The organism is Dickeya sp. MK7 (assembly GCF_000406305.1).
GTDB lineage: Bacteria > Pseudomonadota > Gammaproteobacteria > Enterobacterales > Enterobacteriaceae > Dickeya > Dickeya fangzhongdai.
In genome coordinates, this window is record NZ_CM001984.1 from 2,559,115 (window position 1) to 2,582,087 (window position 22,973).

General features: G+C 56.5%; 22 protein-coding genes. 10 read left to right on the forward strand and 12 right to left on the reverse strand.

Annotated elements, in window-relative coordinates; genetic code table 11:
- Window positions 1-582: 582 nt before the first annotated feature.
- The gene (locus DXXMK7_RS11095; protein ID WP_038919147.1) at window positions 583-1,833 is read right to left on the reverse strand and encodes a D-amino acid dehydrogenase; all 1,251 of its coding nucleotides are present in this window, start codon (window positions 1,831-1,833) and stop codon (window positions 583-585) included.
- Window positions 1,834-2,166: 333 nt separating this feature from the next.
- On the opposite strand from DXXMK7_RS11095, the gene DXXMK7_RS11100 reads away from it, so the two are divergent.
- The gene (locus DXXMK7_RS11100) at window positions 2,167-3,702 is read left to right on the forward strand and encodes a SpoVR family protein (RefSeq protein ID WP_038919148.1); all 1,536 of its coding nucleotides are present in this window, start codon (window positions 2,167-2,169) and stop codon (window positions 3,700-3,702) included.
- 93 nt (window positions 3,703-3,795) lie between these two features.
- Here DXXMK7_RS11100 and fadR read toward each other — a convergent pair whose 3' ends face one another.
- Window positions 3,796-4,515, reverse strand: coding sequence for a fatty acid metabolism transcriptional regulator FadR (gene fadR / locus DXXMK7_RS11105; protein ID WP_038919150.1), 720 nt, complete (start codon window positions 4,513-4,515; stop codon window positions 3,796-3,798).
- A gap of 430 nt (window positions 4,516-4,945) precedes the next feature.
- Here fadR and DXXMK7_RS23265 point away from each other — a divergent pair, with 430 nt between their 5' ends.
- Together DXXMK7_RS23265 and dsbB are read left to right on the forward strand one after the other, a co-directional pair.
- A complete protein-coding gene (locus DXXMK7_RS23265; RefSeq protein WP_123130522.1) occupies window positions 4,946-5,254 on the forward strand; it encodes a hypothetical protein in 309 nt (102 codons plus the stop codon).
- Between the two features lie 290 nt (window positions 5,255-5,544).
- The gene (gene dsbB, locus DXXMK7_RS11110; protein ID WP_038919151.1) at window positions 5,545-6,075 is read left to right on the forward strand and encodes a disulfide bond formation protein DsbB; all 531 of its coding nucleotides are present in this window, start codon (window positions 5,545-5,547) and stop codon (window positions 6,073-6,075) included.
- Between the two features lie 116 nt (window positions 6,076-6,191).
- On the opposite strand, the gene DXXMK7_RS11115 is transcribed toward dsbB, so the two are convergent.
- From DXXMK7_RS11115 to DXXMK7_RS11125, 3 genes are all read right to left on the reverse strand, one after another.
- Window positions 6,192-6,638 carry a YcgN family cysteine cluster protein gene (locus tag DXXMK7_RS11115; protein ID WP_022633724.1) on the reverse strand — a complete coding sequence of 149 codons (447 nt, stop codon included), beginning with the start codon at window positions 6,636-6,638 and terminating at the stop codon, window positions 6,192-6,194.
- Between the two features lie 121 nt (window positions 6,639-6,759).
- Entirely contained in the window at window positions 6,760-7,416 is a 657-nt protein-coding gene (locus DXXMK7_RS11120; protein WP_038658419.1) for a fumarylacetoacetate hydrolase family protein, read from the reverse strand.
- A gap of 374 nt (window positions 7,417-7,790) precedes the next feature.
- On the reverse strand, window positions 7,791-8,063 hold the full coding sequence (locus DXXMK7_RS11125; RefSeq protein ID WP_013318040.1) for a YcgL domain-containing protein: 273 nt from the start codon (window positions 8,061-8,063) through the stop codon (window positions 7,791-7,793).
- Window positions 8,064-8,199: 136 nt separating this feature from the next.
- Here DXXMK7_RS11125 and minC point away from each other — a divergent pair, with 136 nt between their 5' ends.
- From minC to minE, 3 genes are read left to right on the forward strand one after another with little or no spacing between them, the layout of a single operon-like run.
- Window positions 8,200-8,883: a septum site-determining protein MinC gene (gene minC, locus DXXMK7_RS11130; protein WP_038658414.1), complete on the forward strand. Its 684-nt coding sequence runs from the start codon at window positions 8,200-8,202 to the stop codon at window positions 8,881-8,883.
- A 20-nt stretch (window positions 8,884-8,903) separates the two neighbouring features.
- Window positions 8,904-9,716 carry a septum site-determining protein MinD gene (gene minD, locus DXXMK7_RS11135; RefSeq protein ID WP_038658412.1) on the forward strand — a complete coding sequence of 271 codons (813 nt, stop codon included), beginning with the start codon at window positions 8,904-8,906 and terminating at the stop codon, window positions 9,714-9,716.
- Between the two features lie 3 nt (window positions 9,717-9,719).
- Complete coding sequence (minE, locus tag DXXMK7_RS11140; protein WP_033570808.1) at window positions 9,720-10,001, forward strand: cell division topological specificity factor MinE; 282 nt, start codon at window positions 9,720-9,722, stop codon at window positions 9,999-10,001.
- Window positions 10,002-10,073: 72 nt separating this feature from the next.
- Here minE and rnd read toward each other — a convergent pair whose 3' ends face one another.
- The 5 genes from rnd to DXXMK7_RS11165 all read right to left on the reverse strand — a co-directional run bounded on the left by rnd (window position 10,074) and on the right by DXXMK7_RS11165 (window position 16,672).
- Complete coding sequence (gene rnd, locus DXXMK7_RS11145; RefSeq protein WP_038920983.1) at window positions 10,074-11,195, reverse strand: ribonuclease D; 1,122 nt, start codon at window positions 11,193-11,195, stop codon at window positions 10,074-10,076.
- A gap of 198 nt (window positions 11,196-11,393) precedes the next feature.
- Window positions 11,394-13,064, reverse strand: a complete 1,671-nt coding sequence (gene fadD / locus DXXMK7_RS11150) for a long-chain-fatty-acid--CoA ligase FadD (protein WP_038919152.1) — start codon at window positions 13,062-13,064, stop codon at window positions 11,394-11,396.
- A 227-nt stretch (window positions 13,065-13,291) separates the two neighbouring features.
- The gene (locus DXXMK7_RS11155) at window positions 13,292-13,909 is read right to left on the reverse strand and encodes a Slp family lipoprotein (protein ID WP_038919154.1); all 618 of its coding nucleotides are present in this window, start codon (window positions 13,907-13,909) and stop codon (window positions 13,292-13,294) included.
- A 76-nt stretch (window positions 13,910-13,985) separates the two neighbouring features.
- Window positions 13,986-14,687 (reverse strand): tRNA (adenosine(37)-N6)-threonylcarbamoyltransferase complex dimerization subunit type 1 TsaB, encoded by a 702-nt coding sequence (gene tsaB / locus DXXMK7_RS11160; protein WP_038919155.1) that lies wholly within the window; start codon window positions 14,685-14,687, stop codon window positions 13,986-13,988.
- Between the two features lie 65 nt (window positions 14,688-14,752).
- Entirely contained in the window at window positions 14,753-16,672 is a 1,920-nt protein-coding gene (locus DXXMK7_RS11165) for an ATP-dependent DNA helicase (protein ID WP_038919156.1), read from the reverse strand.
- A 205-nt stretch (window positions 16,673-16,877) separates the two neighbouring features.
- On the opposite strand from DXXMK7_RS11165, the gene DXXMK7_RS11170 reads away from it, so the two are divergent.
- On the forward strand, window positions 16,878-17,225 hold the full coding sequence (locus DXXMK7_RS11170) for a RidA family protein (protein WP_038658397.1): 348 nt from the start codon (window positions 16,878-16,880) through the stop codon (window positions 17,223-17,225).
- A 48-nt stretch (window positions 17,226-17,273) separates the two neighbouring features.
- Here the strand turns inward: DXXMK7_RS11170 and DXXMK7_RS11175 are convergent, their stop codons facing one another.
- A complete protein-coding gene (locus tag DXXMK7_RS11175; RefSeq protein WP_038658394.1) occupies window positions 17,274-17,465 on the reverse strand; it encodes a YoaH family protein in 192 nt (63 codons plus the stop codon).
- 146 nt (window positions 17,466-17,611) lie between these two features.
- Between DXXMK7_RS11175 and pabB the strand changes: the two genes are divergently transcribed.
- The 3 genes from pabB to DXXMK7_RS11190 all read left to right on the forward strand — a co-directional run bounded on the left by pabB (window position 17,612) and on the right by DXXMK7_RS11190 (window position 21,216).
- Window positions 17,612-18,982 carry an aminodeoxychorismate synthase component 1 gene (gene pabB, locus DXXMK7_RS11180; RefSeq protein WP_038919157.1) on the forward strand — a complete coding sequence of 457 codons (1,371 nt, stop codon included), beginning with the start codon at window positions 17,612-17,614 and terminating at the stop codon, window positions 18,980-18,982.
- Window positions 18,983-18,997: 15 nt separating this feature from the next.
- Window positions 18,998-19,621 carry a CoA pyrophosphatase gene (locus DXXMK7_RS11185; RefSeq protein ID WP_038919158.1) on the forward strand — a complete coding sequence of 208 codons (624 nt, stop codon included), beginning with the start codon at window positions 18,998-19,000 and terminating at the stop codon, window positions 19,619-19,621.
- Window positions 19,622-19,854: 233 nt separating this feature from the next.
- On the forward strand, window positions 19,855-21,216 hold the full coding sequence (locus DXXMK7_RS11190) for an L-serine ammonia-lyase (protein ID WP_038919159.1): 1,362 nt from the start codon (window positions 19,855-19,857) through the stop codon (window positions 21,214-21,216).
- A 69-nt stretch (window positions 21,217-21,285) separates the two neighbouring features.
- Here DXXMK7_RS11190 and DXXMK7_RS11195 read toward each other — a convergent pair whose 3' ends face one another.
- Entirely contained in the window at window positions 21,286-22,866 is a 1,581-nt protein-coding gene (locus DXXMK7_RS11195) for a methyl-accepting chemotaxis protein (protein WP_038919160.1), read from the reverse strand.
- Window positions 22,867-22,973: the final 107 nt, after the last annotated feature.

Genomic DNA, 22,973 nt, shown 5'->3' on the forward strand with positions numbered 1-22,973 from the left:
AATAATAATGCACAAGGCAAACCAGTAACCTAACGGCACACCTGCATAACCCATTCAGATCCTGCGGAATGAATGCGGCTGAACAGGCCCGTACCATTTTTTATTTTTGCGCCCAAACGCTACCGCGATATCGGCTGCTGTGTATTTCCGTCGGGGCCGACGGCGAGGAAAAAGCTGGAAGGGAGAGGCAAAGAAGAATGACAGCGGGAACCGCCAACGTCCTGTTACGCAGACCACATCCATGCAGTAATAATCGGCGACATATTAATTCGTCATCTTTTCAAAAACAATACAAAAATTTACAAAAAAATTTCAATTAATATGCCGAAAAGGAATAACCCAACAAACTGATATTAATCATATTTTTTCAATCCCGCTTCTTTTTTCCATCTCCGGGAATAAACTGACGGATTATTTATTCATGAAAAAGTAAGCGAGTGAGAACCAGACGGAAGTTTGAATGACAACCGGATAACGGAGACGTGTTGTTTCCACCCATGATGCTTCACGGTTTTTTAACAGGGTTTACTGATAAGCCTAACCGCCCCAATGGGGCGGTTAGCTAACGATCGGAATTACAGACTAGGCATAACGGGAGAAGGAGAGATCGTCATATTCAATTGCCGGCGTGTTGCCGGAAATGATATCGGCCAGCAATTGACCGGAACCGCATCCCATGGTCCAGCCCAATGTACCGTGCCCGGTGTTCAGATAAAGATTGTGTAACGGCGAGCGCCCGACCAGCGGCGTGCCATCCGGCGTCATTGGCCGTAATCCGGTCCAGAACGTCGCCTGCTCCACCGGTCCGCAGTCCGGGTACAGGTCGCGCACCACCATCTCCAGCGTTTCACGGCGTTTCTGATTCAGCGAAAGATCAAATCCGGCGATTTCCGCCATGCCGCCGACACGGATGCGCTGGTCAAAGCGGGTAATAGCGATCTTATAGGTTTCATCCAGTACGGTGGAAACCGGCGCCCCCGCCTCGCTGGACAGCGGAATGGTCAGCGAATAGCCCTTCAACGGATAGACCGGGATGTCGAACCATTTTTCCAGCAGACCGCGGGAATAAGAGCCGCACGCCATGACATACGCGTCAGCCGTGATCTTTTCGCCGTTGCAATACACCGCGCTGACCCGCTGACCGTCTACGTCGAGATGCTGCACCACGCTGTCGAAACGGAACGTGACGCCCGCCGCCGCCGCCATCGTCGCCAGTTGCCGGGTAAACAGCTGGCAATCGCCGGTTTCATCGTGCGGCAGGCGCAACCCGCCCGACAGTTTATGACGCACGCCAGCCAGCGCCGGTTCGACCGTGGCCAGTTGATCGGCCTCCAGCAGTTCATAAGGTACGCCGGCTTCTTTCAGCACCGCGATATCACGGTAAGCGTTTTCATACTGCTGCGGGGTACGAAACAGTTGTAACGTGCCGCCCTGACGCCCTTCATAGGCAATACCGGTTTTGGCGCGCAGCGCCTGCAGGCAATCGCGGCTGTATTCAGCCAGTCTGACCATGCGGGCTTTATTGACGCGATAATGCGCGCTGTCGCAATTCAGCAGCATCTGCCACATCCAGCGCAGTTGCGTGGCGGTAAAGTCCGGGCGAATCGCCAGTGGCGCATGCCGCTGAAACAACCACTTAACCGCCTTGAGCGGAATACCCGGCGCGGCCCAGGGCGCAGAATAGCCCGGGGAAATCTGACCGGCGTTGGCGGCGCTGGTTTCCAGCGCGGGTTCAGCCTGCCGGTCAATAACGGTGACGTCATGTCCTGATTGCGCCAGATACCAGGCTGTGCTGACGCCAATAACACCACTCCCTAAAACAACCACCTTCATTATTACCGTTCTCCCCACTTCCTCCGCTAATCCCGCGGAATATGCTGCTTAACGCCGTAAACACCAAAATAAAAGTCTACTTTAGCATTTGGCCGTTAATTGTCATCTGTTGCAGATATAGCTTTTATTTATTATGAGAGAGTGAACACGGCAACGTAGGATAAACATTGGCGACGTGCAGCCAATCAGGCGTAGCGCTGGCAGCATGCCATCCGTTTTTTCACCCGAAGGCTTCATCCAAGCTACCGATTTCACATCACTTTTCCCAAAGTAAGCTACGATTAAGTATGCCGGCGCAATGAGGTGGCGGCAGTTATAGTGAGGGGTGCGCTGATGGTTATATCGACTGATGAGCGGGTAACGAGCCCACAACGTCTGAGTGACGGACCTGACTGGACATTCGATTTGCTGCAGGTCTATCTGGATGAAATTGACCGGGTAGCCAAACTGTACCGTCTGGATACCTATCCCCACCAAATCGAGGTGATCACCTCCGAGCAGATGATGGACGCCTATTCCAGCATCGGGATGCCCATCAACTATGCCCACTGGTCGTTCGGCAAGAAATTCATCGAAACCGAGCAACGTTACAAGCACGGTCAGCAGGGGCTGGCCTACGAAATCGTCATCAACTCCAATCCCTGCATCGCCTACCTGATGGAAGAGAACACCATGCCGATGCAGGCGCTGGTGATGGCTCATGCCTGTTACGGCCACAACTCGTTTTTCAAGGGCAACTACCTGTTTCGCAGTTGGACCGACGCCAGCTCAATCGTCGATTATCTGCTGTTTGCCCGTCAGTACATCGCCCAATGCGAAGAGCGCCACGGCGTTGACGAGGTGGAAAAGTTGCTCGACTCCTGCCACGCCTTGATGAATTACGGCGTGGATCGCTACAAACGACCGCAGAAAATCTCGCTGGAAGAGGAAAAACTGCGTCAAAAAAGCCGCGAAGCCTATCTGCAAAGCCAGGTAAACGAACTCTGGCGTACGCTTCCCCGCCGCGAACAGGAAACATCGCCGGAAAAAGCCCGTCGTTTCCCGAATGAGCCGCAGGAAAACCTGCTCTATTTCATGGAGAAAAATGCCCCGTTGCTGGAACCCTGGCAGCGCGAAATCCTGCGTATCGTGCGTAAGATCAGCCAGTATTTTTACCCGCAAAAACAGACGCAGGTGATGAATGAAGGCTGGGCCACGTTCTGGCACTACAGCATCCTCAATCATCTGTATGACGAGGGCAAACTGTCCGACCGCTTTATGCTGGAGTTTCTCCACAGCCACACCAACGTGGTCTACCAGCCGCCGTACAACAGCCCTTACTATAGTGGCATCAACCCGTATGCGCTCGGCTTCGCCATGTTTCAGGACATCAAGCGTATCTGTCAGGAGCCGACGGAAGAAGACCGTTACTGGTTCCCGGACATCGCGGGCAAAGACTGGCTGGATACCCTGCACTTCGCGATGCAGAACTTTAAGGATGAGAGTTTCATCAGCCAGTTCCTCTCGCCCAAAGTGATGCGCGATTTCCGTCTGTTTACCGTACTGGATGACGACCGCAATAATTATCTGGAGATCGCCGCCATCCACGATGAAAAAGGCTACCGGAAGATCCGTCAGGAACTGTCTTCCCAGTACAACCTGAGCAACATCGAACCCAATATTCAGGTCTGGAACGTGGATTTACGCGGCAATCGCTCGCTGACCTTGCGTTATGTGCCGCAGAATCGCGCACCGCTGGACAAAAGCAGCCATGAGGTGATGAAACATGTGTACCGTTTATGGGGATTTGAGGTAACGCTGGAGCAAATGAATGAGGACGGCAGCGTCGAACTGATTGATCGCTGCCCGCCACGCAACGCCGCCCTGTGACGCCCTGGCGGATCGCCAGCAACAAAAACGGGTAGCTGAGATGGCTACCCGTTTTTTACAACCCGGTTTTTCATAAACCGGGCTTTTTATCAGCTAACCGCGGCCTTCGGCCAGATCACGCGGAATGGTGTTCTGCATGCTGTGCCACAGCGCTCCGCTCTCTTTGCCGTATTGGCGGATCACATCGGGAACCTGCTCATACAGCCCGTCACGGCTCAGCGACTCCAGACGGCGATAGAACGCCAGTGCGGTTTTGCGAGCTTCCGTATTGGAGAAATAGTAGCGTCCAACGCGGATATACAGCCCTTTCAACCCGTTGATAATCAGGCCGTAAATCGGGTTGCCGGAGGCGAACGCCAATCCGCGGAACACGTTGTAATCCAGTTCGGCGTAGGCATCCGATGTGTCCTTAACTGATTCAGTCAGCTTAAGTATTTCGACCGATTTAGCCGGGTGCAGACGAATCGCGGTGCGAATGAAAATCCCGGCGATATTGGTGCGCACCGCCAGTAGGTTGTCAATCAATTGAGGAACGCTGTCGTGATCCAGCCGGGCCAGCGTTTCAAGAATATTCAGCCCTGAAGTTTCCCAAAAGTTGTTGATTTTGGTCGGTTTACCGTGCTGAATCGTTAGCCACCCATCACGGGACAGGCGCTGCAGCACCTCGCGCAACGTAGTGCGCGTGACCCCGATCAATTCGGACAACTCCCGTTCCGCAGGCAGAATGGATCCCGGGGGAAAACGATTATTCCATATACTTTCAATAATGTACTCTTCCGCGAATCCCGCCGGACTTTGCGCCTTTATAACCATAAGTTTATATTCCGTAGCGATGTTTACTAGTGAAAGTCAACATCATCATACCAAACGAACCCTACATCACATAGCATAGCAGGACCTGAAAATCTTAATTCGATATAAAAACTGTGACTAAAGACAATTCCTGCCAGACAAACGCGAATATGCCCCGCTTTACGGTAATTTTCTTTAAACACACATCGATTGTTAAATTAAATTAACGTTAAAGAAGAAAGCCAACGGTGCGGGATCCGCCACTTCAACCGCATTCTTCTGAAAAACGTTCCTGGCAACATTCCGAACGGGTACAAGCCAGCCATTCTATTATTTCTAATTATCAATCACCTGCTGTTCTTTCGGTTAACGCATTTGCCGTCGGCCGGTCGTCGGGTTTATTTTCATTCTGGGCATGCCCTGAAATACGGCCTGTCGTAACCCGGCGGATCTGCTGGCGCCGGAGGCTATTTTCACTGGCTTGATCAGTTCAGATCAAGTATGGCATGACGTTGCCAATAATATAAAAGTTTTGTCATTGCCGGTTTCCAATGATAACGGGAATTGCGTTTATCAAACAGCTATTGCTGCTTGTACTTACCGCAGGCTGCTGGATATCCGCACCACCTCAAGCGGGTGCCGATTTTTGGGCGCGCGGGGTTTTATTTTCACTTTTTCCGATGCCCTGCCGCCGTACCGATCATTTCTCCGTACCCTATTTAGCTTTTCCGCTATTTATCATCGTGTTGTGCTCTCATAAGATGATGCGGACACTTCATTGATCAATACCGTCATGCACCAGCATAAATCGTGTATAGTAAGGGGCGGATTTCGCCATGAAACTGGCGATCCCTCATAGAAAGCGTTAAAAACAGCAGAGTATTTGTTGGCACAGCAGAATCTCCTCAGGCACTGATGCAGATTCCGAGCGGTACAGGCGTCACTGGCGCCGCCGCAAGAAACGTCAGTTCATCCGGATCAGAGATTCAATGAGGGCAGCGAGCACGGTTATCACTGCCCATACTATCGTTTTTAGCATGGAATATTTTTATGTTGCGATTTTTGAACCGTTGCTCCCGCGGTCGGGGCGCCTGGCTTTTGATGGCGTTCACGGCACTGGCTTTTGAACTGATTGCCCTCTACTTCCAGTACGTGATGATGCTTAAGCCCTGCGTACTGTGCATCTATCAGCGCGCCGCGCTCTACGGCGTGATGGCCGCCGGTCTGGTGGGCGCCGTTGCCCCCGGTACGCTGCTGCGCTATCCGGCAATCGGGTTATGGATTTACAGTGCCTGGGAAGGACTGTCGCTGGCCATCAAACACACTAATATTCAGTTGCACCCGTCGCCTTTCGTCACCTGCGACTTTTTTGTCAGTTTCCCGTCCTGGCTGCCGCTGGACAAATGGCTGCCGGCGATTTTCACCGCCACCGGCGACTGCGCCGAGCGCCAGTGGAGTTTCCTGAATCTGGAAATGCCGCAGTGGATGATCGTGATTTTCGGCGCCTATCTGCTGGTCGCCGTGCTGGTGCTGATCGCCCAACCTTTCCGCCCCAAACGCCGCGACCTGTTCGGTCGGTAAAAGCGTCCTGAACCGGGTCAGGCTATCGCCGGCCCGGTTTTAGCTGTTATCCTCCCCCGTCAAAAGCAGCAGAGTCGAGCAAATCAGCCGTCGCCAGAGCGGCGATAAACAACGAATTATCTGGCCCACTCCGGCTTGTTCAGGATGTGGTCCTGCCAATCCATCACATCACTTTCACGCACGGCGATGTTGCGCACCGAGATCCTTTGCTGATGCATCGCCGCTTTCGAGCCAGACAGCAACGGATGCCACGGTTGCAGCCCTTTCCCTTCGTGTATCAACCGGTAAGCGCAGGTTTCGGGCAACCAGTCGAACGACAACAGGTTTTCCCGCGTCAGCTTGATGCAATCCGGCTCGTATTCAAACCGGCGCGCATAGTTACGGCACTGACAGCTTTTAATATTCAGCTGATTACAGGCCACATTGGTGAAATAGAGCTCGTCCGTGTCTTCATCGATCAGCTTATGCAAACAGCAACGCCCGCAGCCGTCACAAAGCGCTTCCCACTCGTCGTCCGACATTTGCTCCAGGGTTTGGGTTTCCCAAAAGGGTTTTTGAGTCATAACTGCAATTCCGATGATGATAAACAGGGCGTCTGACTGTGTATTGTATCTGACTGTGTATTGTAAAGGGGGATGCGGCGGGATACCACCCGCGGCAACGCCGCGAGCGGTGACAGAATACTCAGATAACGTGGGTTGTCAGCGTGCGCTCGTTGAGCGTGATGGTTAATGCATCGCCCGGCTGCAGCGGCCCCACCCCTTGCGGCGTACCGGTCAGGATGATGTCGCCGGCGCGCAGGGTGAAAAAGCGGCTCATGTAAGCGATCAGCGGCAGAATCGGCGTGATCATGTCACGCGTATTCCCCTGCTGACGCACTTCGCCATTGATGCTGATGCCCAGTTCCGCCTGCTGCGGATCGCCAAATTCCGCCACCGGGATAAACCCGGATACCGGACAGGAACCATCGAACCCTTTGGCTTTTTCCCACGGTTGCCCGGCTTTCTTGAACCCGGCCTGCAAATCACGCAGCGTCAGATCCAGCGCTACGCCGTAACCGGCAATCGCTCTGGCAACCCGTTCTTCATTAGCCTGTTTGAGCGGCGTGCCGATCAACACCGCCAGTTCAACCTCGTGGTGTACCGAACCCAGCTCTTTAGGAATCGCCACCGGCTGACGCAAATCGCACAACGCGGTTTCTGGCTTGATGAACAGAACCGGTTCCGCCGATTTGGCGCTGCCCATTTCACGAATGTGCTCGGAATAGTTGCTGCCGACGCATACCACTTTGTTAACCGGAAAATCCAGTAATGCGCCCTGCCAGTCTCTGTGTTGATACATGTACCCTCTCCTGACCTTCTGTTAGCGGATGGCGCCAGCCTGTCATGACAGACTCGGCTTGCCCATCATACCGGCATCGCCATCAAAAAAGTAAGCGCGATTGATGAACAACGGTATCCGAAATTTATCATAACCCCCGTACTATCTTTTGCGACCGCTATCAATACGCCGGCCGAAGAAAGGAATTACGCGGGGTGGATGAAAATTCGTTTATTTAATCGCTGCGACGAATATACCTGTATATAAATCAGTATTGGGAAATAGCATGAACAGGATTAAACCATTGCCCGGTTTATTTCTGACACCCCTGTATTAAAAAACAGCGGCCAATTCCCGTCGCGGCAGCGAACATTATCTGAAAAATAATTCGGGTATTATTTTTTTACACTTGCCTGCAGTTCATCCAATAGATTTTCCGGCGGCGGCGGCAGTTGCAGATAAAAACCCTGTTCAATAAGCATCTGTTTTACTTTATCAATATCCGCTGACGCCAGTTTTTTCCTGCCATCAAGCGGTAATAACATCACCAGATGCGGCAGGCCGAAACTTTTCATCAGTTCGTCAGGCACGCGGGAAAAATCGTCTTTTTTTTCGACATAGAGATATGTTTGATCGCGTTTGGAACTTCTGTAGATCACACAATACATGTTTTTTACTCTGAACTAGGGGAATGGTGTCTTGCCTGTATTTTCATGTGACTATAACATGCTTGAAGCGCTCTGGAATATCATGCCTTAAATGCTACTCTGGGGATTTAAAGATGCTGAAACTGAGTCAGGACAGATGTCACAAACGCCAATTGAGTTGAAAGGCAGCAACTTTACCTTATCCGTTGTTCATCTGCATGATGCGCAGCCCGATATTATTCACCAGGCCCTGCAGGAAAAAATCGAACAGGCGCCGGCGTTTCTTAAAAACGCGCCGGTAGTCGTCAATGTCTCGGCGCTGCCCGTTGACGCTGACTGGATTAAGCTCCAGCAGGCGATTACCGCCGCCGGTCTGCGGGTAGTGGGGGTAAGCGGGTGCGATGATGAGCAACTCAGGCTATCTATCGCCAAAGCGGGGCTCCCGCTGTTGCGCGAAGGCAAGGAACGCCGGGCGACTCAACCGCCGGCGCCGGTCGCCGCGCCGGTTAAAACCCGGGTGGTCAATACACCCGTCCGTTCCGGACAGCAAATTTACGCCCGCGACTGTGACCTTATCGTTACCAGCCATGTTAGCGCCGGTGCCGAGGTCATTGCCGATGGCAATATCCATATTTACGGCATGATGCGCGGCCGTGCGCTGGCGGGGGTTTCTGGCGATGTCAGCAGCCAGATCTTCTGCACCCATCTGGCCGCCGAGTTGGTGTCGATCGCCGGGCGTTACTGGCTCAGCGATCAGATACCGGAAAACTATTTCGGGAAGGCGGCGCGCCTGAAACTCAGTCCGCCCGACCATGTTCTGACCATACAACCTCTAGACTAGGCCCTTGAAAGGAATTATTTATGGCACGCATCATTGTTGTTACTTCAGGTAAAGGGGGCGTTGGCAAGACCACTTCAAGCGCGGCCATTGCTACCGGTTTAGCCCAAAAAGGTAAGAAGACGGTTGTCATCGATTTTGACATCGGTCTGCGTAACCTCGACCTGATCATGGGATGTGAGCGCCGGGTCGTGTATGACTTTGTGAATGTCATCCAGAACGACGCCACCCTGAATCAGGCGCTGATAAAAGATAAGCGTACCGAAAATCTGTATATCCTGCCGGCGTCGCAGACCCGCGATAAAGAAGCCCTGACCCGTGAAGGCGTGGACAAGGTACTCAAGGATCTGGCCGACATGGAGTTCGACTTCATTATCTGCGATTCCCCCGCCGGTATTGAAACCGGTGCGTTGATGGCGCTTTACTTCGCGGATGAAGCCATCATCACCACCAACCCGGAAGTGTCGTCAGTACGCGACTCCGACCGAATCCTGGGGATTTTGTCCTCCAAGTCGCGCCGTGCCGAACAGGGCCAGGAGCCGATCAAAGAGCATTTGCTGCTCACCCGTTACAACCCGGGCCGCGTCAGCCGCGGCGACATGCTGAGCATGGAGGACGTGCTGGAAATTCTGCGCATTCCTCTGGTCGGCGTGATCCCGGAAGATCAGTCGGTGCTGCGTGCGTCCAACCAGGGCGAGCCGGTCATTCTGGACAAAGACGCCGATGCGGGCAAAGCCTATGAGGACACCGTGGATCGTCTGTTGGGAGAAGAACGGCCTTACCGTTTTATCGAGGAAGAGAAGAAAAGCTTCCTGAAACGACTCTTTGGGGGGTAAATCATGGCGTTACTCGATTTCTTTTTGTCCCGCAAAAAAACGACAGCCAATATCGCCAAGGAACGGCTACAGATTATTGTCGCGGAGCGACGCCGTGGGGACAGTGAACCGCATTACCTGCCGCAGTTGAAGCGCGACATTCTGGAAGTCATCTGCAAATACGTGCAGATTGACCCGGAGATGGTGACGGTGCAGTTGGAACAGAAAGGCGACGACATTTCCGTGCTGGAACTGAACGTCACCTTGCCGGAAGCCGACGAGCCCACGACGCCCGCCGATAAGTAATCACCGTTTCCCCTGCTCCAGCAGGAAACGGTTGCGGCCGCCGCCCTTGTCTGCAAGGGCGGCATGTCGATATCAGTAATGCGCCAGAATATCTTTCAGACCTGGTCCAAACAGGCGGCCACGCCAGCCGGTTACCATTTCAGGTTCATTCTCCGGCAATGTCAGTTTCCAGTGCCAGTTCAGCAATCGGTTAATCTGCCGCCGGGATGCCAGCAATTCGGCCGACAATCCGCTTTGCTCCGCACACTGCTGCACCAGCGCCTTGATGTCGCGAAACGCTTTCTTATAACCGGGATAGTCGATCAGATTGACCACCGGCGGCGGATAATCCGCCTCGCTCAGCGCTGCGGTTTCCGCCACCAGCGCCAGCAGCGTCTTGCCGTGATAGCGAATTTCCGGCCCGCTCAACCCCAGCGAATCCAGCTCGCCAAGCGAACCGGGCAGACAACGGGCCACTTGCCACAGGTTCTCTTCCCGAACAATGAAATTGACCGCGCTGTCGCGCTCCCGCGCCTTACGAAGACGCCACGCCGCCAGTTTCTGCAAACAGGCCAGATGACGGCCGCGCAGTTGCCAGGCATTGCCGATCTCCCGATACGCCAATTCCGGCGCCAGCACCTCCTGACGGCGCTGGCACAGTAACAGGCACTCGTCCAGCGCCGCTTCCAACCGGCCTGCGGTACGGGTTTCCTCCACCAGCGTTCTGGCTACCGGCAGCAGATAGAACACGTCCGCCGCGGCGTACTGGCACTGCTTTTCGCTGAGCGGACGCGCCAGCCAGTCGGTGCGGGATTCGCTTTTATCCAGCGTGACCTGACGGTAATCCGCCACCAGCGCGGCAAAACCATAGGACAACGGCTTACCCAGAAACGCCGCCAGAATCTGGGTATCGATGAACGGCGACGGCAGGCAGCCGAACGCATTCAGAAACACCTCCAGGTCTTCGCTGCCGGCATGCAGAAACTTGGTCACCTGCGGGTTCTGCAACAGCGCGCGAAACGGCGCCCAGTCACCGATCGCCAACGGGTCGATCAGCGACAGATTGTCACCGTCATACAACTGAATCAGCCCCAGTTGCGGATAATAGGTACGGGTACGGACAAACTCGGTGTCCAGCGCCACCTCGGACACTGCGCACGCCTGCGCGCACACCGCTGATAATCCTTCATCGGTAGTAATCAACTGATAATTCAAAACGGTATTCTCTTGGTTGCGCCCCGGTGCGGCAACCGCGACCGGGGCATGGAACATATTCATGGCGGACAATCGACATCACGCGGGTCAGACCGCTCCATCAGGGCAGGTAATGGCTTGACGCGAAAGGCGATGTTGTCCTGTGGTGCTCAGCAGGCAGGCCCCCACCATACCCGTCATGGCTACCACAGGCAACCTTCAGGCGGCTGACTGCTCATTACGCAGCTCACGCCGGAGAATTTTTCCCACGTTGGACTTCGGTAACTCGGCGCGGAATTCGAATAGCCGCGGCACCTTATACCCGGTGAGGTTACGACGGCAGTGACTGATCAGCTCCTCCACCGTCAGCGAGGGATCGCGGCACACCACGAAAACTTTGACCGCTTCGCCCGACGTTTCGCTGGGCACGCCAATCGCCGCCGCTTCGGATACCTTCGGATGGCGCGCCACCACTTCCTCGATTTCATTGGGATAAACATTGAAGCCGGACACCAGAATCATGTCTTTTTTACGGTCGACGATTTTCAGGAACCCCTGCTCGTCCGCCGTGACAATGTCACCGGTCGCCAGCCAGCCCTCTTTCAGCACGTCGTGAGTCGCGGCAGGCTGCTGCCAGTAGCCGGACATCACCTGCGGGCCGCGCACCCACAATTCGCCGGGTTCGCCGGGCGCCACATCCTGACCGTCATCATTGACGATACGCACATCGGTGGACGGCACCGGCAAGCCGATGCTGCCGCTGTAATGTTGCAGATCATACGGATTTCCCGCCACCAGCGGCGCGCTTTCCGTCAATCCATAGCCTTCCAGCAGATGGATGCCAGTCAGTTTTTCCCAGCGCTCGGCCACCACCTGTTGCACCGATGCGCCGCCGCCTACCGACAGCCGCAGCGTGGAGAAATCCAGCCGGCTAAACGCAGCGTTATTCAGCAAGGCGTTGAACAGCGTATTCACCCCGGTAATGGCGGTAAACGGGTAGTGCGTAAGCTCTTTGATCATGCCGGGAATATCGCGCGGGTTGGTGATCAGCAGGTTTTTTCCACCGATTTCGACAAACAACAGACAATTCACCGTCAGCGCAAAAATGTGATAGAGCGGCAGCGCCGTCACCACCAACTCCTGTCCCTCCTGCAATACCGGGCCATAAGCCGCTCTGGCCTGCATCAGATTGGCCTGCATATTCCGGTGAGTCAGCATCGCTCCCTTGGCGACGCCGGTGGTGCCGCCGGTATATTGCAGGAACGCCAGATCCTGATTGTTCACCTCCGGCTTCACATACGGCATCCGTTTGCCCTGTTGCAACACCTGACGGAACGAAATGGCGTCCGGCAGGTGATATTTCGGCACCAGACGCTTGATGTACTTGACCACGAAGTTGACCAGCGTGCCTTTAGCCGGCGCCAGTTGATCGCCCATGCGGGTCAGGATCACATGTTTCACCGGGGTGTTGTACACCACCTTTTCCAGCGTATGGGCAAAATTGGAGACGATAACGATGGCCGAGGCGCCGCAGTCTTTCAACTGGTGCTCCAGCTCACGCGGCGTATACAGCGGATTGACGTTGACCACCACCAGACCGGCCCGCAGGACGCCGAATAGCGCGATCGGATACTGCAACAGGTTCGGCATCATCAACGCGACGCGATCGCCCTTTTTCAGTTTCAACTGATGCTGCAGGTAAGCGGCAAAAGCACGGCTGCGCTCCTCCAGCCGACGGAAGGTCATCACCTCGCCCATATTGATAAAGGCGGGCTGGTCGGCATAACGCGCCACCGCGTGTTCAAACAACTCGATTAGCGAAGCGTAGCGATCCGGGTCAATTTCCGCGGGGACATCCGCCGGATAACGCGCTAACCAGATTTTTTCCAAAACGTCACTCCCGAGATATTTTTTAAGTGGCATAATCAATCCCAACCCGAGTGATCTGTAACAACATTTTAACTCATATTAACAACTGTGAAATTCACAATGTTCAGGTTGAGAAGATGATCACTTATTTCAACTTGTTATCAGTGCCGAAAAAAAAACGAGGCGACCCAGGCCGCCTCTATTCACTGTCATTCACTGTCAGGCTATCGCCTGATTGCTGACGATCGTTACTCCGTGACGACAGACTCCACCTGAGCCGGCGCATACCCGTCGTTCCAGTCCGGGCCCCAACCGGGTCCCCAGACATGACGGTAGCGGCGATCCCACCACGGATCGTAGGCTCGCGGCGGCAACACCACCTGCTGTACCACGCGCCAGCGTTTATAGCCCTGCACGTTAATCACTACGTACTGATATGGCCGTTCACCGATTTTACCCTGCTCGGTGCCGCTAATTGGCCCTACCACGGTGATCAGCTGGTTTTTGAAATCCACCGGCTCCAGAAACCCATTGACGTAGGCGACCAGACGACCGCCAGACGGCTCGCCCAGTCGCGGCCGGCCGGCATCATCCAACGGCAAGCTGACAATCTCCAGCCGGGTGCGATTGGCCTCGTTGCGAATATCGGCAATCCGGCCGCCAAAGCGCGATTCCTGCCCAACGTACAGATTCGGCGCATTCATCACCCGAATCAGGTCCATCTGCGGCGTGGCCGAGGTCCCACGGATTTCATCCGGTAACGTAACGCAGCCAGACAACACGCTCAGACTTAGCAACAGCAGTCCGCACAGCCCGGTCCGGCGCAGCCGCATCGACGTTCTATTTCCGAAAGATTGGATAGTCATCACATACACCCTGCTTGCCATCGTCAATTTATGACAGATACCTGACTTAGACTGTAGCCGATGCGATAAGTTGCTGTTATTCGCGGCCGGGTAATTTTTTCCACGCTACTTCGTTGCGCAGATAACGGGGTTCGGCCTGTTCCACGCTCACCGCACCATCCGACGTCCACAACCGCCACGCCAGCGGCAGCATGTCCTGCGCCTGCGGCAACAGCATATCGGTGTGATTCAGGACGATATCGGGATGGCCGATCAAATCCGGATAGGTTTGCCAGCCAGTTCCCGCGGTGGCCCAGTCGCCGTTCAGCGATGCCGCCAGTGACTGCACCTGAACCGGCGCCAGCACGGCTTCACTCGCCTCGCCGCGCCAGTCGCCCTGTTCGTCGCGCTGGTAGCTTGCCCAGTAGACTTCGCCCATGCGGGCATCAATGGCGGTCAGCACCCGGCTGGCGCCGGTCAGGCGGTGCGCCCCTTGCGCCAGCGTCGCCAGCGTCGACACGCCGAGCATCGGTAAATCCGCGCCCAGCGCCAGCCCTTGCGCGATGCCGATGCCGATACGCACGCCGGTGAAGCTGCCCGGCCCGCGCCCGAATGCCAGCGCATCCAACTGGCCGAGCGTCATGCCGTGATCGGCCAGCAATTGCCGGACCATCGGCAATACCCGCTGGGTATGCTCGCGGGGGCAAACTTCAAACAGGGAATGGATTTCACCGTCATTCCAGAGTGCAACGGAACAGGCTTCCGTTGCGGTATCAAGCGCTAAAATTCGCGTAGACATGCCAACCTCAGGCAGGGAGAGAATATTTCAACGGCGCGCATCATAGCAGCCAGCGCCGGTGACCGTCACGGTTTGCGCGTCAGAAAATCGATGGCATGCCGCAAATCCCGTGTTCTTGGCGCCGGCGGCAGGCTGGTGAGAAACACTTCGCCATACGGCCGCGTCACCAGCCGGTTGTCGCAAATCACCAGCACGCCGCGGTCTTCCACGTCGCGGATCAATCGGCCGACGCCCTGCTTTAGCGTAATCACCGCATCGGGCAATTGCACCTCGTCGAACGGGTCGCCGCCGCGCACCCGGCAATCCTCCATGCGCGCCTTGAGCAACGGATCGTCCGGGGAGGTAAAAGGCAGCTTGTCGATAATCACGCACGACAGCGCATCGCCCCGCACATCCACGCCTTCCCAGAAACTGCCGGTCGCCACCAGCAACGCGTTGCCTGCCGCCAGAAACTGCGCCAGCAGCTGCGGCTTGCTGGTTTCGCCCTGCACCAGCACCGGCAACGTCAGCGACGCCCGAAACTCGGCGGCCAGGTCGCGCATCATCTGGTGCGAGGTACACAGCATGAAGCAACGCCCCTGATTGGCCTCAATCAGCGGGCGCAACATGCGCGCCAGTTGTCTGGCCGCGCCGGGTCGGTTGGTTTCCGGCAGGTAACGCGGCACGCACAACAACGCCTGACGCGCGTAATCAAACGGGCTCGGCAGCAGCAACGTCCGGGCCTGCTCCAGCCCCAGTCGGTCAATGAAATGCGTGAGCTGATCGTTTACCGACAGCGTAGCTGAGGTAAATACCCAGCAGGCCGGTTTTTCTTTCATTACGTCCCGGAAACGGTCTGCGACTGACAGTGGCGTCAGCGCCAGCACGAAATGACGCGAGGTGCATTCGTACCAGTAGCTGTAACCGGGTTGCTGCACGTCCCGCAGTCGCTTCAGCCGGGCACGGTATATGGTCGCGCGTTCAAACGCCGCGTCCAGCAACGCGGAGCGGCCCAGCGACAGCTTGGCGACATCGCAACACAGTTCCAGCGCGTCATCCAGCAACGTCAGCGACCGCTGCAACATGTTATCCGTGACAATGTCACGTAAATTGCCGCGAAATCCCGGGTCGCCCAGCGCCAGACGAAAATCCTGGGTACTCTGGCTCAGACGATCGGCGCTCTTCTGTAACTGGCTGGCGTCCCGCACTTCGGTGCGGTAGGCAATCACGATATCTTTGGCGAGGTCCAGCAACTGGCGACTGGAGAGCTGCTGGCCGAAGTACTGGCTGGCGATATCCGGGATCTGGTGGGCTTCATCAAATATCACCACGTCGCTGTCGGGGATCAGTTCGGCAAATCCGCTCTCCTTAACCACCATATCAGCCAGATAAAGATGATGATTCACCACCACCACATCGGCATCCATCGCCCGTCGGCGCGCCTTCACCACAAAGCACTCCTTGTAGTGCGGGCAGTCGCTGCCGAGACAGTTATCGTTGGTGCTGGTCACCAGAGGCCATACCGCGCTGTCTTCAGCCACATCGCCGCACTGGCTGATGTCGCCGTCTTCGGTTTCGGAACTCCAGCCGCGCAGCCTCACCAGTTCGCGCAGCACGTCGCGGCCAAGATCGCCGCCCGCCAGCGATTGCTGTTCCAGTCGTTCGATGCACAGATAATTGGCGCGCCCTTTCAACAGCGCCAGCTTGCCTTGAAAATTCAGCGCGTTGGCGACAGTCGGTAAATCGCGGCTGTACAGCTGATCCTGTAGCGCGCGCGAGCCGGTGGAGACAATCACCTTTTTGCCGGAACGCAGCGCGGGCGCCAGGTAGGCGTAGGTCTTGCCGGTGCCGGTGCCCGCTTCCACCACTAGCGGTTTTTTGGCGTCGATCGCCTCCAGCACGGCGGCCGCCATCTGACGCTGCGGTTCGCGCGGCTGGAAACCCCGAATCGCCTGCGCCAGTACGCCATCGGTTGCAAAATCGTCGATTGAGCTGTCTGCTGCCACGCTGCCTCTCTTGTCTGACACTACCGTCGCCCTGATTCGGCTGGATAAAGGTGGCTGATTATGCCAAGCCTGCGCGCACGACACCACTTCGGGTCGTGTCTGCCGTCCCGATCAGGGGTCACCTGTTGGGAAGAACTGTGTTAGTCTCTGCGGTTTTAGCGCCTGTCCCGGCAGGCGCGCAGACTGAAACGAGGAGCCTGACTTCATGTCGATTACCCGCATCAATCCCGACGCACGCTGGTCCGACGCCGTGATCCACAACAACACGCTGTACTACACCAGCGTGCCGGAAAATCTGGACGACGACGCCCTCGCCCAGACCGAAAACGCGCTGGCGTCGCTGGACGCCATCCTGCAACAGGCCGGCAGCGATAAAAGCCGCCTGCTGGACGTGACCATTTTTCTGGCCGATAAAGCTGATTTCGCCGCCATGAACGCCGCCTGGGACGCCTGGGTAGTGGCCGGCAGCGCGCCGGTGCGTTGCACCGTGGAAGCCAAACTGATGAACCCGAAATTCAAAGTGGAAATCAAAGCGATCGCCGCAGTCGGCTGATCCTGCGCGGGCGGCGGTTCACGCGCCGCCCGAAAGCCATTATTCCTGCTACTCCTGCGAAGAAGCTTCGTCGTCCTCAAAACGCGCCACCACCCGCGCCCCCTGATGATTCTGGCGCAGTTCTTCCGCCACCTGCGCGATGGCTTCGCCGCTGCTCATGCCTTCCGCCATCAGCTGTTGTATTCTTTCCACCGCCTGTTGCTGCTGCTCATGAGTCAGCGCCGGGATACCTGCAAACATCATTCTTCTCCTGAAAACCTTTTTATGCCGGCCACGCCAGCGATCCGCCACGGTTTGTGGTACGCTTGCACCGCTGTGATGCATGCTGCCGGTTCAGCGTACGGCTGCCGGCATGACCAACGCCGAGAAACCATACCAATACCGCTATGCCGACACCGATAGTCTATCACGCGCTCCCGTATCAGCCGGATGCGCTGTTGCGCCTTTTTAGTTCCCTGTCGCGCCAGCCCTGGGCGATGTTGCTTCATTCCGGGTTTGCCGACCATCCTCATAACCGTTTTGACATTCTGGTGGCGGAGCCGCGCCTGACCCTGCAGACCGTCGGCGAACTGACCACGATCCAACACGGCGATGCCCGGCAGACCTCCGCGGAAGACCCGTTTCACCTGCTGCAACAGCAGCTCGATGCGCTGGCGCTGGATGTGCCGCCGCACCCGGATTATCCGTTTCAGGGCGGCGCTCTCGGTCTGTTCGGTTACGATCTGGGGCGACGGGTGGAGCAGTTGCCGTCCATCGCCGACCGGGATATCGACCTGCCCGACATGGCGGTGGGCATGTACGACTGGGCGTTGATTGCCGACCATCATCAACAACGCCTGACCCTGGTCGCCCACGGCGATATCGACGCCAGACTGGCCTGGCTCAACGCTCTGTCGCCTGCCGAACCGGGCGCATTTCGCCTGACCAGCGACTGGCAAGCCAACATGAGCCGGGAGCAGTACGGCGAAAAATTTCGCCGTATTCAGGATTATCTGCGTGCCGGAGACTGCTATCAGGTCAATCTGGCCCAGCGTTTTCAAGCCGGTTATCAGGGCGACGAATGGCAGGCGTTCCTGACGCTTTCCGCCAGCAACCGGGCGCCGTTTTCCGCGTTCCTGCGGTTGCCGCACAGCGCGGTGCTCAGCATTTCGCCGGAGCGTTTCCTGTGGCTGCACGATAACCACATTCAGACCCGACCGATCAAAGGTACGCTGCCGCGGCTGCCGGATGCCGACGCCGATGCCCGTCAGGCGCAGCGACTGGCTGCCTCCGAGAAAGATCGCGCCGAGAACCTGATGATTGTCGATCTACTGCGTAACGATATCGGCCGGGTGGCGGTGCCGGGCAGCGTGCGGGTGCCGGAATTGTTTGTGGTGGAGCCGTTTCCGGCGGTGCACCATCTGGTCAGCACCATTGAAGCGCGATTACCCGCGCAGCAGCACGCCACGGATGTGCTGCGCGCCTGCTTTCCCGGCGGTTCCATTACCGGCGCGCCCAAAGTGCGGGCCATGGAGATCATCGAAGAGCTGGAACCGCATCGCCGCAACGCCTATTGCGGCAGCATCGGCTATCTCAGCGTCTGCGGCACGATGGACACCAACATCACCATTCGTACGCTGATCGCCGCCAATGGCACGCTTTCCTGCTGGGCTGGCGGCGGAATTGTGGCCGACAGCGAAGAACAGGCAGAATATCAGGAAACATTCGACAAGATTGGCCGCATTCTGCCGTTATTAACCGTATCGACCACGGATTAAACAGGGCTGACCGACATGACCGACGCCACGCTGTTGCCTCTCTCAGACCGCACTGACGAATACCATCCTTATGATCTGGACGCGTTTATTACCCGCTTTCAGTTGCAGAGCGCCCCCGATCTGCCGGTCACCCAGCACCACCGGCAGGCAGCGGTGCTGGTGCCGATCATCCGTCGCCCCGATCCGTGCCTGCTGCTGACCCGCCGCTCGCTTCGTTTGCGCAAACACGCCGGACAGGTAGCTTTTCCCGGCGGCGCGGCGGACCCGGACGATCATTCGCTGATCGCCACCGCGCTGCGCGAAGCGCAGGAGGAAGTGGCGATTCCCCCGGCATCGGTCCAGATACTGGGAACGCTGCCGGCGTTCGACAGCACCAGCGGTTATCAGGTCACCCCGGTGGTCGGTCTGTTGCCGGAGAACACGCCTTTTCATCCCAACGCCGACGAAGTGGCGGAACTGTTTGAAATGCCGCTGCGGGATGCCTTTGCCCTCCAGCGCTACTATTCGCTGGATATCGAGCGCCGCCAGCAGCATCACCGCGTCTACCTTTCCTGGTATCGGCAGCAGTTCGTCTGGGGGCTGACCGCCGCCATTATCCGCCAGTTGGCATTGCAGGTGGCGACGCCGGAACCGGCGTAATCTCCCGGCCAAATGTCGAATCTGCCATAAGTTATTTTTCGGCATAACATAACTTTATTTCATGTGAAAAGCCGAATATGGCAGCATACTCTCCACTACAATAGCGCGATCTATCGAGTTTTATTCTGGAGCGAGTCGTGTCGTCGGCCATAACGCCAGATAAATGGTGGTATGGCGAGCGATGCCCCCCTCGTTCCCCTATAGTAACAGCAGTGCCCTAAAGGAGTTTCAGCGTGATAAGCGTATTCGACATGTTCAAAATCGGTATTGGCCCCTCCAGCTCTCACACAGTCGGACCGATGAAAGCCGGTAAACAATTTGTCGATGAACTGCAACAACGGGATTTGTTGTCTCGCACCGATCGGGTGACGGTGGAGGTTTACGGCTCCCTCGCCCTGACCGGCAAAGGCCACCACACCGATATTGCGATTATCCTGGGGCTGGCGGGCAATCAGCCGGATACCGTGGATATCGACGCCATCCCGGCGTTTATCCGGGATGTGGAGCAAACTGAGCGGTTATCGCTGGCAGGCACGCATGACGTCGCTTTCCCTCGTGAAGGCGGTATGATTTTCCGTGGCGAAAACCTGCCGCTGCATGAAAACGGCATGACGCTGACCGCCTTTGCCGCCGACCTTCCGCTGTTTCGCCAAACCTATTACTCGATCGGCGGCGGTTTTATCGTCGATGAAGCGCACTTTGGCCAGTCTCAGGAATCCACTTTCACCGTGCCGCATCCTTACCGCTCCGCGCGGGAAATTCTGGAGCAGTGTAAACAGAGCGGTCTGTCTATCTCCGGCATGATGATGCGCAACGAGCTGGCGCTGCATAGCCGTCAGGAGATCGAAGACTATTTCGCCGCCGTCTGGCAGACCATGCGCGCCTGTATGGATCGCGGCATGAACACCGAGGGCGTGCTGCCCGGCCCGCTACGGGTACCGCGCCGCGCCGCCGCGCTGCGCCGCATGCTGGTGTCCTCGGACAAGCTGTCCAACGACCCGATGAACGTGGTGGATTGGGTCAACATGTTCGCACTGGCGGTCAATGAGGAAAACGCCGCCGGCGGGCGCGTGGTCACCGCGCCCACTAACGGCGCCTGCGGCATCGTGCCGGCGGTGCTGGCCTACTACGATCATTTTATCGAGCCGGTCGGTCCCGGCATTTATCTGCGTTATTTCATGGCGGCTGGCGCGATCGGGTCGCTGTATAAAATGAACGCTTCGATTTCCGGGGCGGAAGTCGGTTGTCAGGGCGAAGTGGGCGTGGCCTGTTCGATGGCGGCTGCTGGCCTGGCCGAGCTGCTGGGCGCCAGTCCGGAACAGGTGTGCGTGGCCGCGGAAATCGGCATGGAACACAATCTGGGGCTGACCTGCGATCCGGTGGCCGGTCAGGTGCAGGTGCCTTGTATCGAGCGTAACGCCATCGCCGCGGTCAAAGCCATCAACGCCACCCGCATGGCGGTGCGTCGCACCACCGAAGCTCGCGTATCGCTCGACAAGGTGATTGAAACCATGTACGAAACCGGTAAAGACATGAACGCCAAATACCGCGAAACCTCCCGCGGCGGTCTGGCCATCAAGGTGCAGTGCGACTAACCAAATACAACGCCGGCGAGTTCCCCCGCCGGCGTGACGCTACCCGTTAAAAAGTGCTGGCGACCGCCATTACCGCCCCAAAAACAATCGGGGTTGGGCCGCAGTTGAGGCCACCTGGAACACCGCTACCGCCTGTACCAGTTGCTGGGCCTGTTCTTTCAGATTCTCTGCCGCCGCCGCGCTCTCTTCCACCAGTGCCGCGTTCTGCTGTGTGACGGTATCGATCTGCGTGATGGCCTGTCCCACCTGTTTCACTCCCGAACTCTGTTCCAGGCTGGACGCGCTGATTTCTGACACAATATCGGTAACCTGATTGATCGCCGCCACAATCTGCGTCATGGTCGCGCCGGTTTCATCCACCAGCTGACTGCCCTGTTCAACCTGTCCGACGCTGTTGGTAATCAACGTGCTGATCTCTTTGGCGGCGTTCGCGCTTCGCTGCGCAAGACTGCGCACTTCGGAAGCGACGACCGCAAAACCACGCCCTTGCTCGCCCGCCCGCGCCGCTTCCACCGCCGCATTCAGCGCCAGAATATTAGTCTGGAAAGCGATGCTGTCGATCACATTAATGATGTCCGAAATCTTTTTCGAACTGTCGTTGATGCCTTTCATAGTTTCGATCACGCGTTCAACCATGTTCCCGCCTTCCGCCGCCAGCGTTGATGCGCCCAGCGCCAGTTGGTTGGCCTGACGCGCGTTTTCAGCGTTGTTGCTGACGGTAGACCCTAACTGTTCCATGGTGGCGGAGGTCTGTTGCAGCGCGCTGGCCTGCTCTTCCGTACGCTGACTCAGGTCCTGATTACCCTGGGATATCTGAATACTTGCGGTCGCCAGACTTTCCGCATTGCTGCGTACGCTGGTGACAATCCCCGCCAGGGACGACTGCATCTCGTTCAGTTGGGCGAGCAGGCTTACCTGATCATGGTCTTTTACCGGGATCGGGCTGGAAAGATCGCCCTGCGCCATCAGGTTCACCACCTGTGTCGCTACCACCGGCTCGCCGCCCAGTTGCCGCAGCAGACTGCGTAGAATCACCGCGCCCAGCACCACTGACCCCAGCGCAACGATGCCTGCGGCAAACAGTGAAATGATGCGTGTCGTGACATTGCTGCTTTGCTGTTCAACTACTTTCTTGTTTGCCAGTTCATCCTGATATTTTTTTAACGCGGACAATTCGCCAAATGTCTTGTCTGCCGGCCCCTTGACTTCATTTTTATTAATTTCGCTGGCGTTTTTCATATCGCCAGACTCAACGGCCTGTACCTGATGCTCCATGCCTTTGCGCATTAGCGTGTACGATGACACCAGTCCGTCAAAAGATTGCGCCATCGTAGGGTCAATAATGGCTTTCAGTTTACTCAACAGCCCCTCCACCTTCGTGAAGTTCTCGGTATTCTGACTTTTCCAGCCGGCAATCGACGTGGGGTCGCCAATGGCAATCATACGCAAGATGTTGATATCCACACGCGTGAGCAGGCCGTCAATCTGGCCGATAATCGACGCAGCCTGGTAGTCCTTTTCATACAAACGTTGTAATTCTGAGGTGGTGGCGGTCTGGCGGGAAAGCAGAAATGCGGCCAATACCATAAAGGATATGATGATAACGGCGATCATCATTGCCAGCTTTTTTTTAACAGTCCATACGTTCATAGGTTGTTCTCAAATTATAACGGTCTGATGAAGTAGACACAGATGACCTTGCGGTATGATCTGTAATGTGACGAAATTGTTTCGTACTTAAATGGTATCGACAGCCG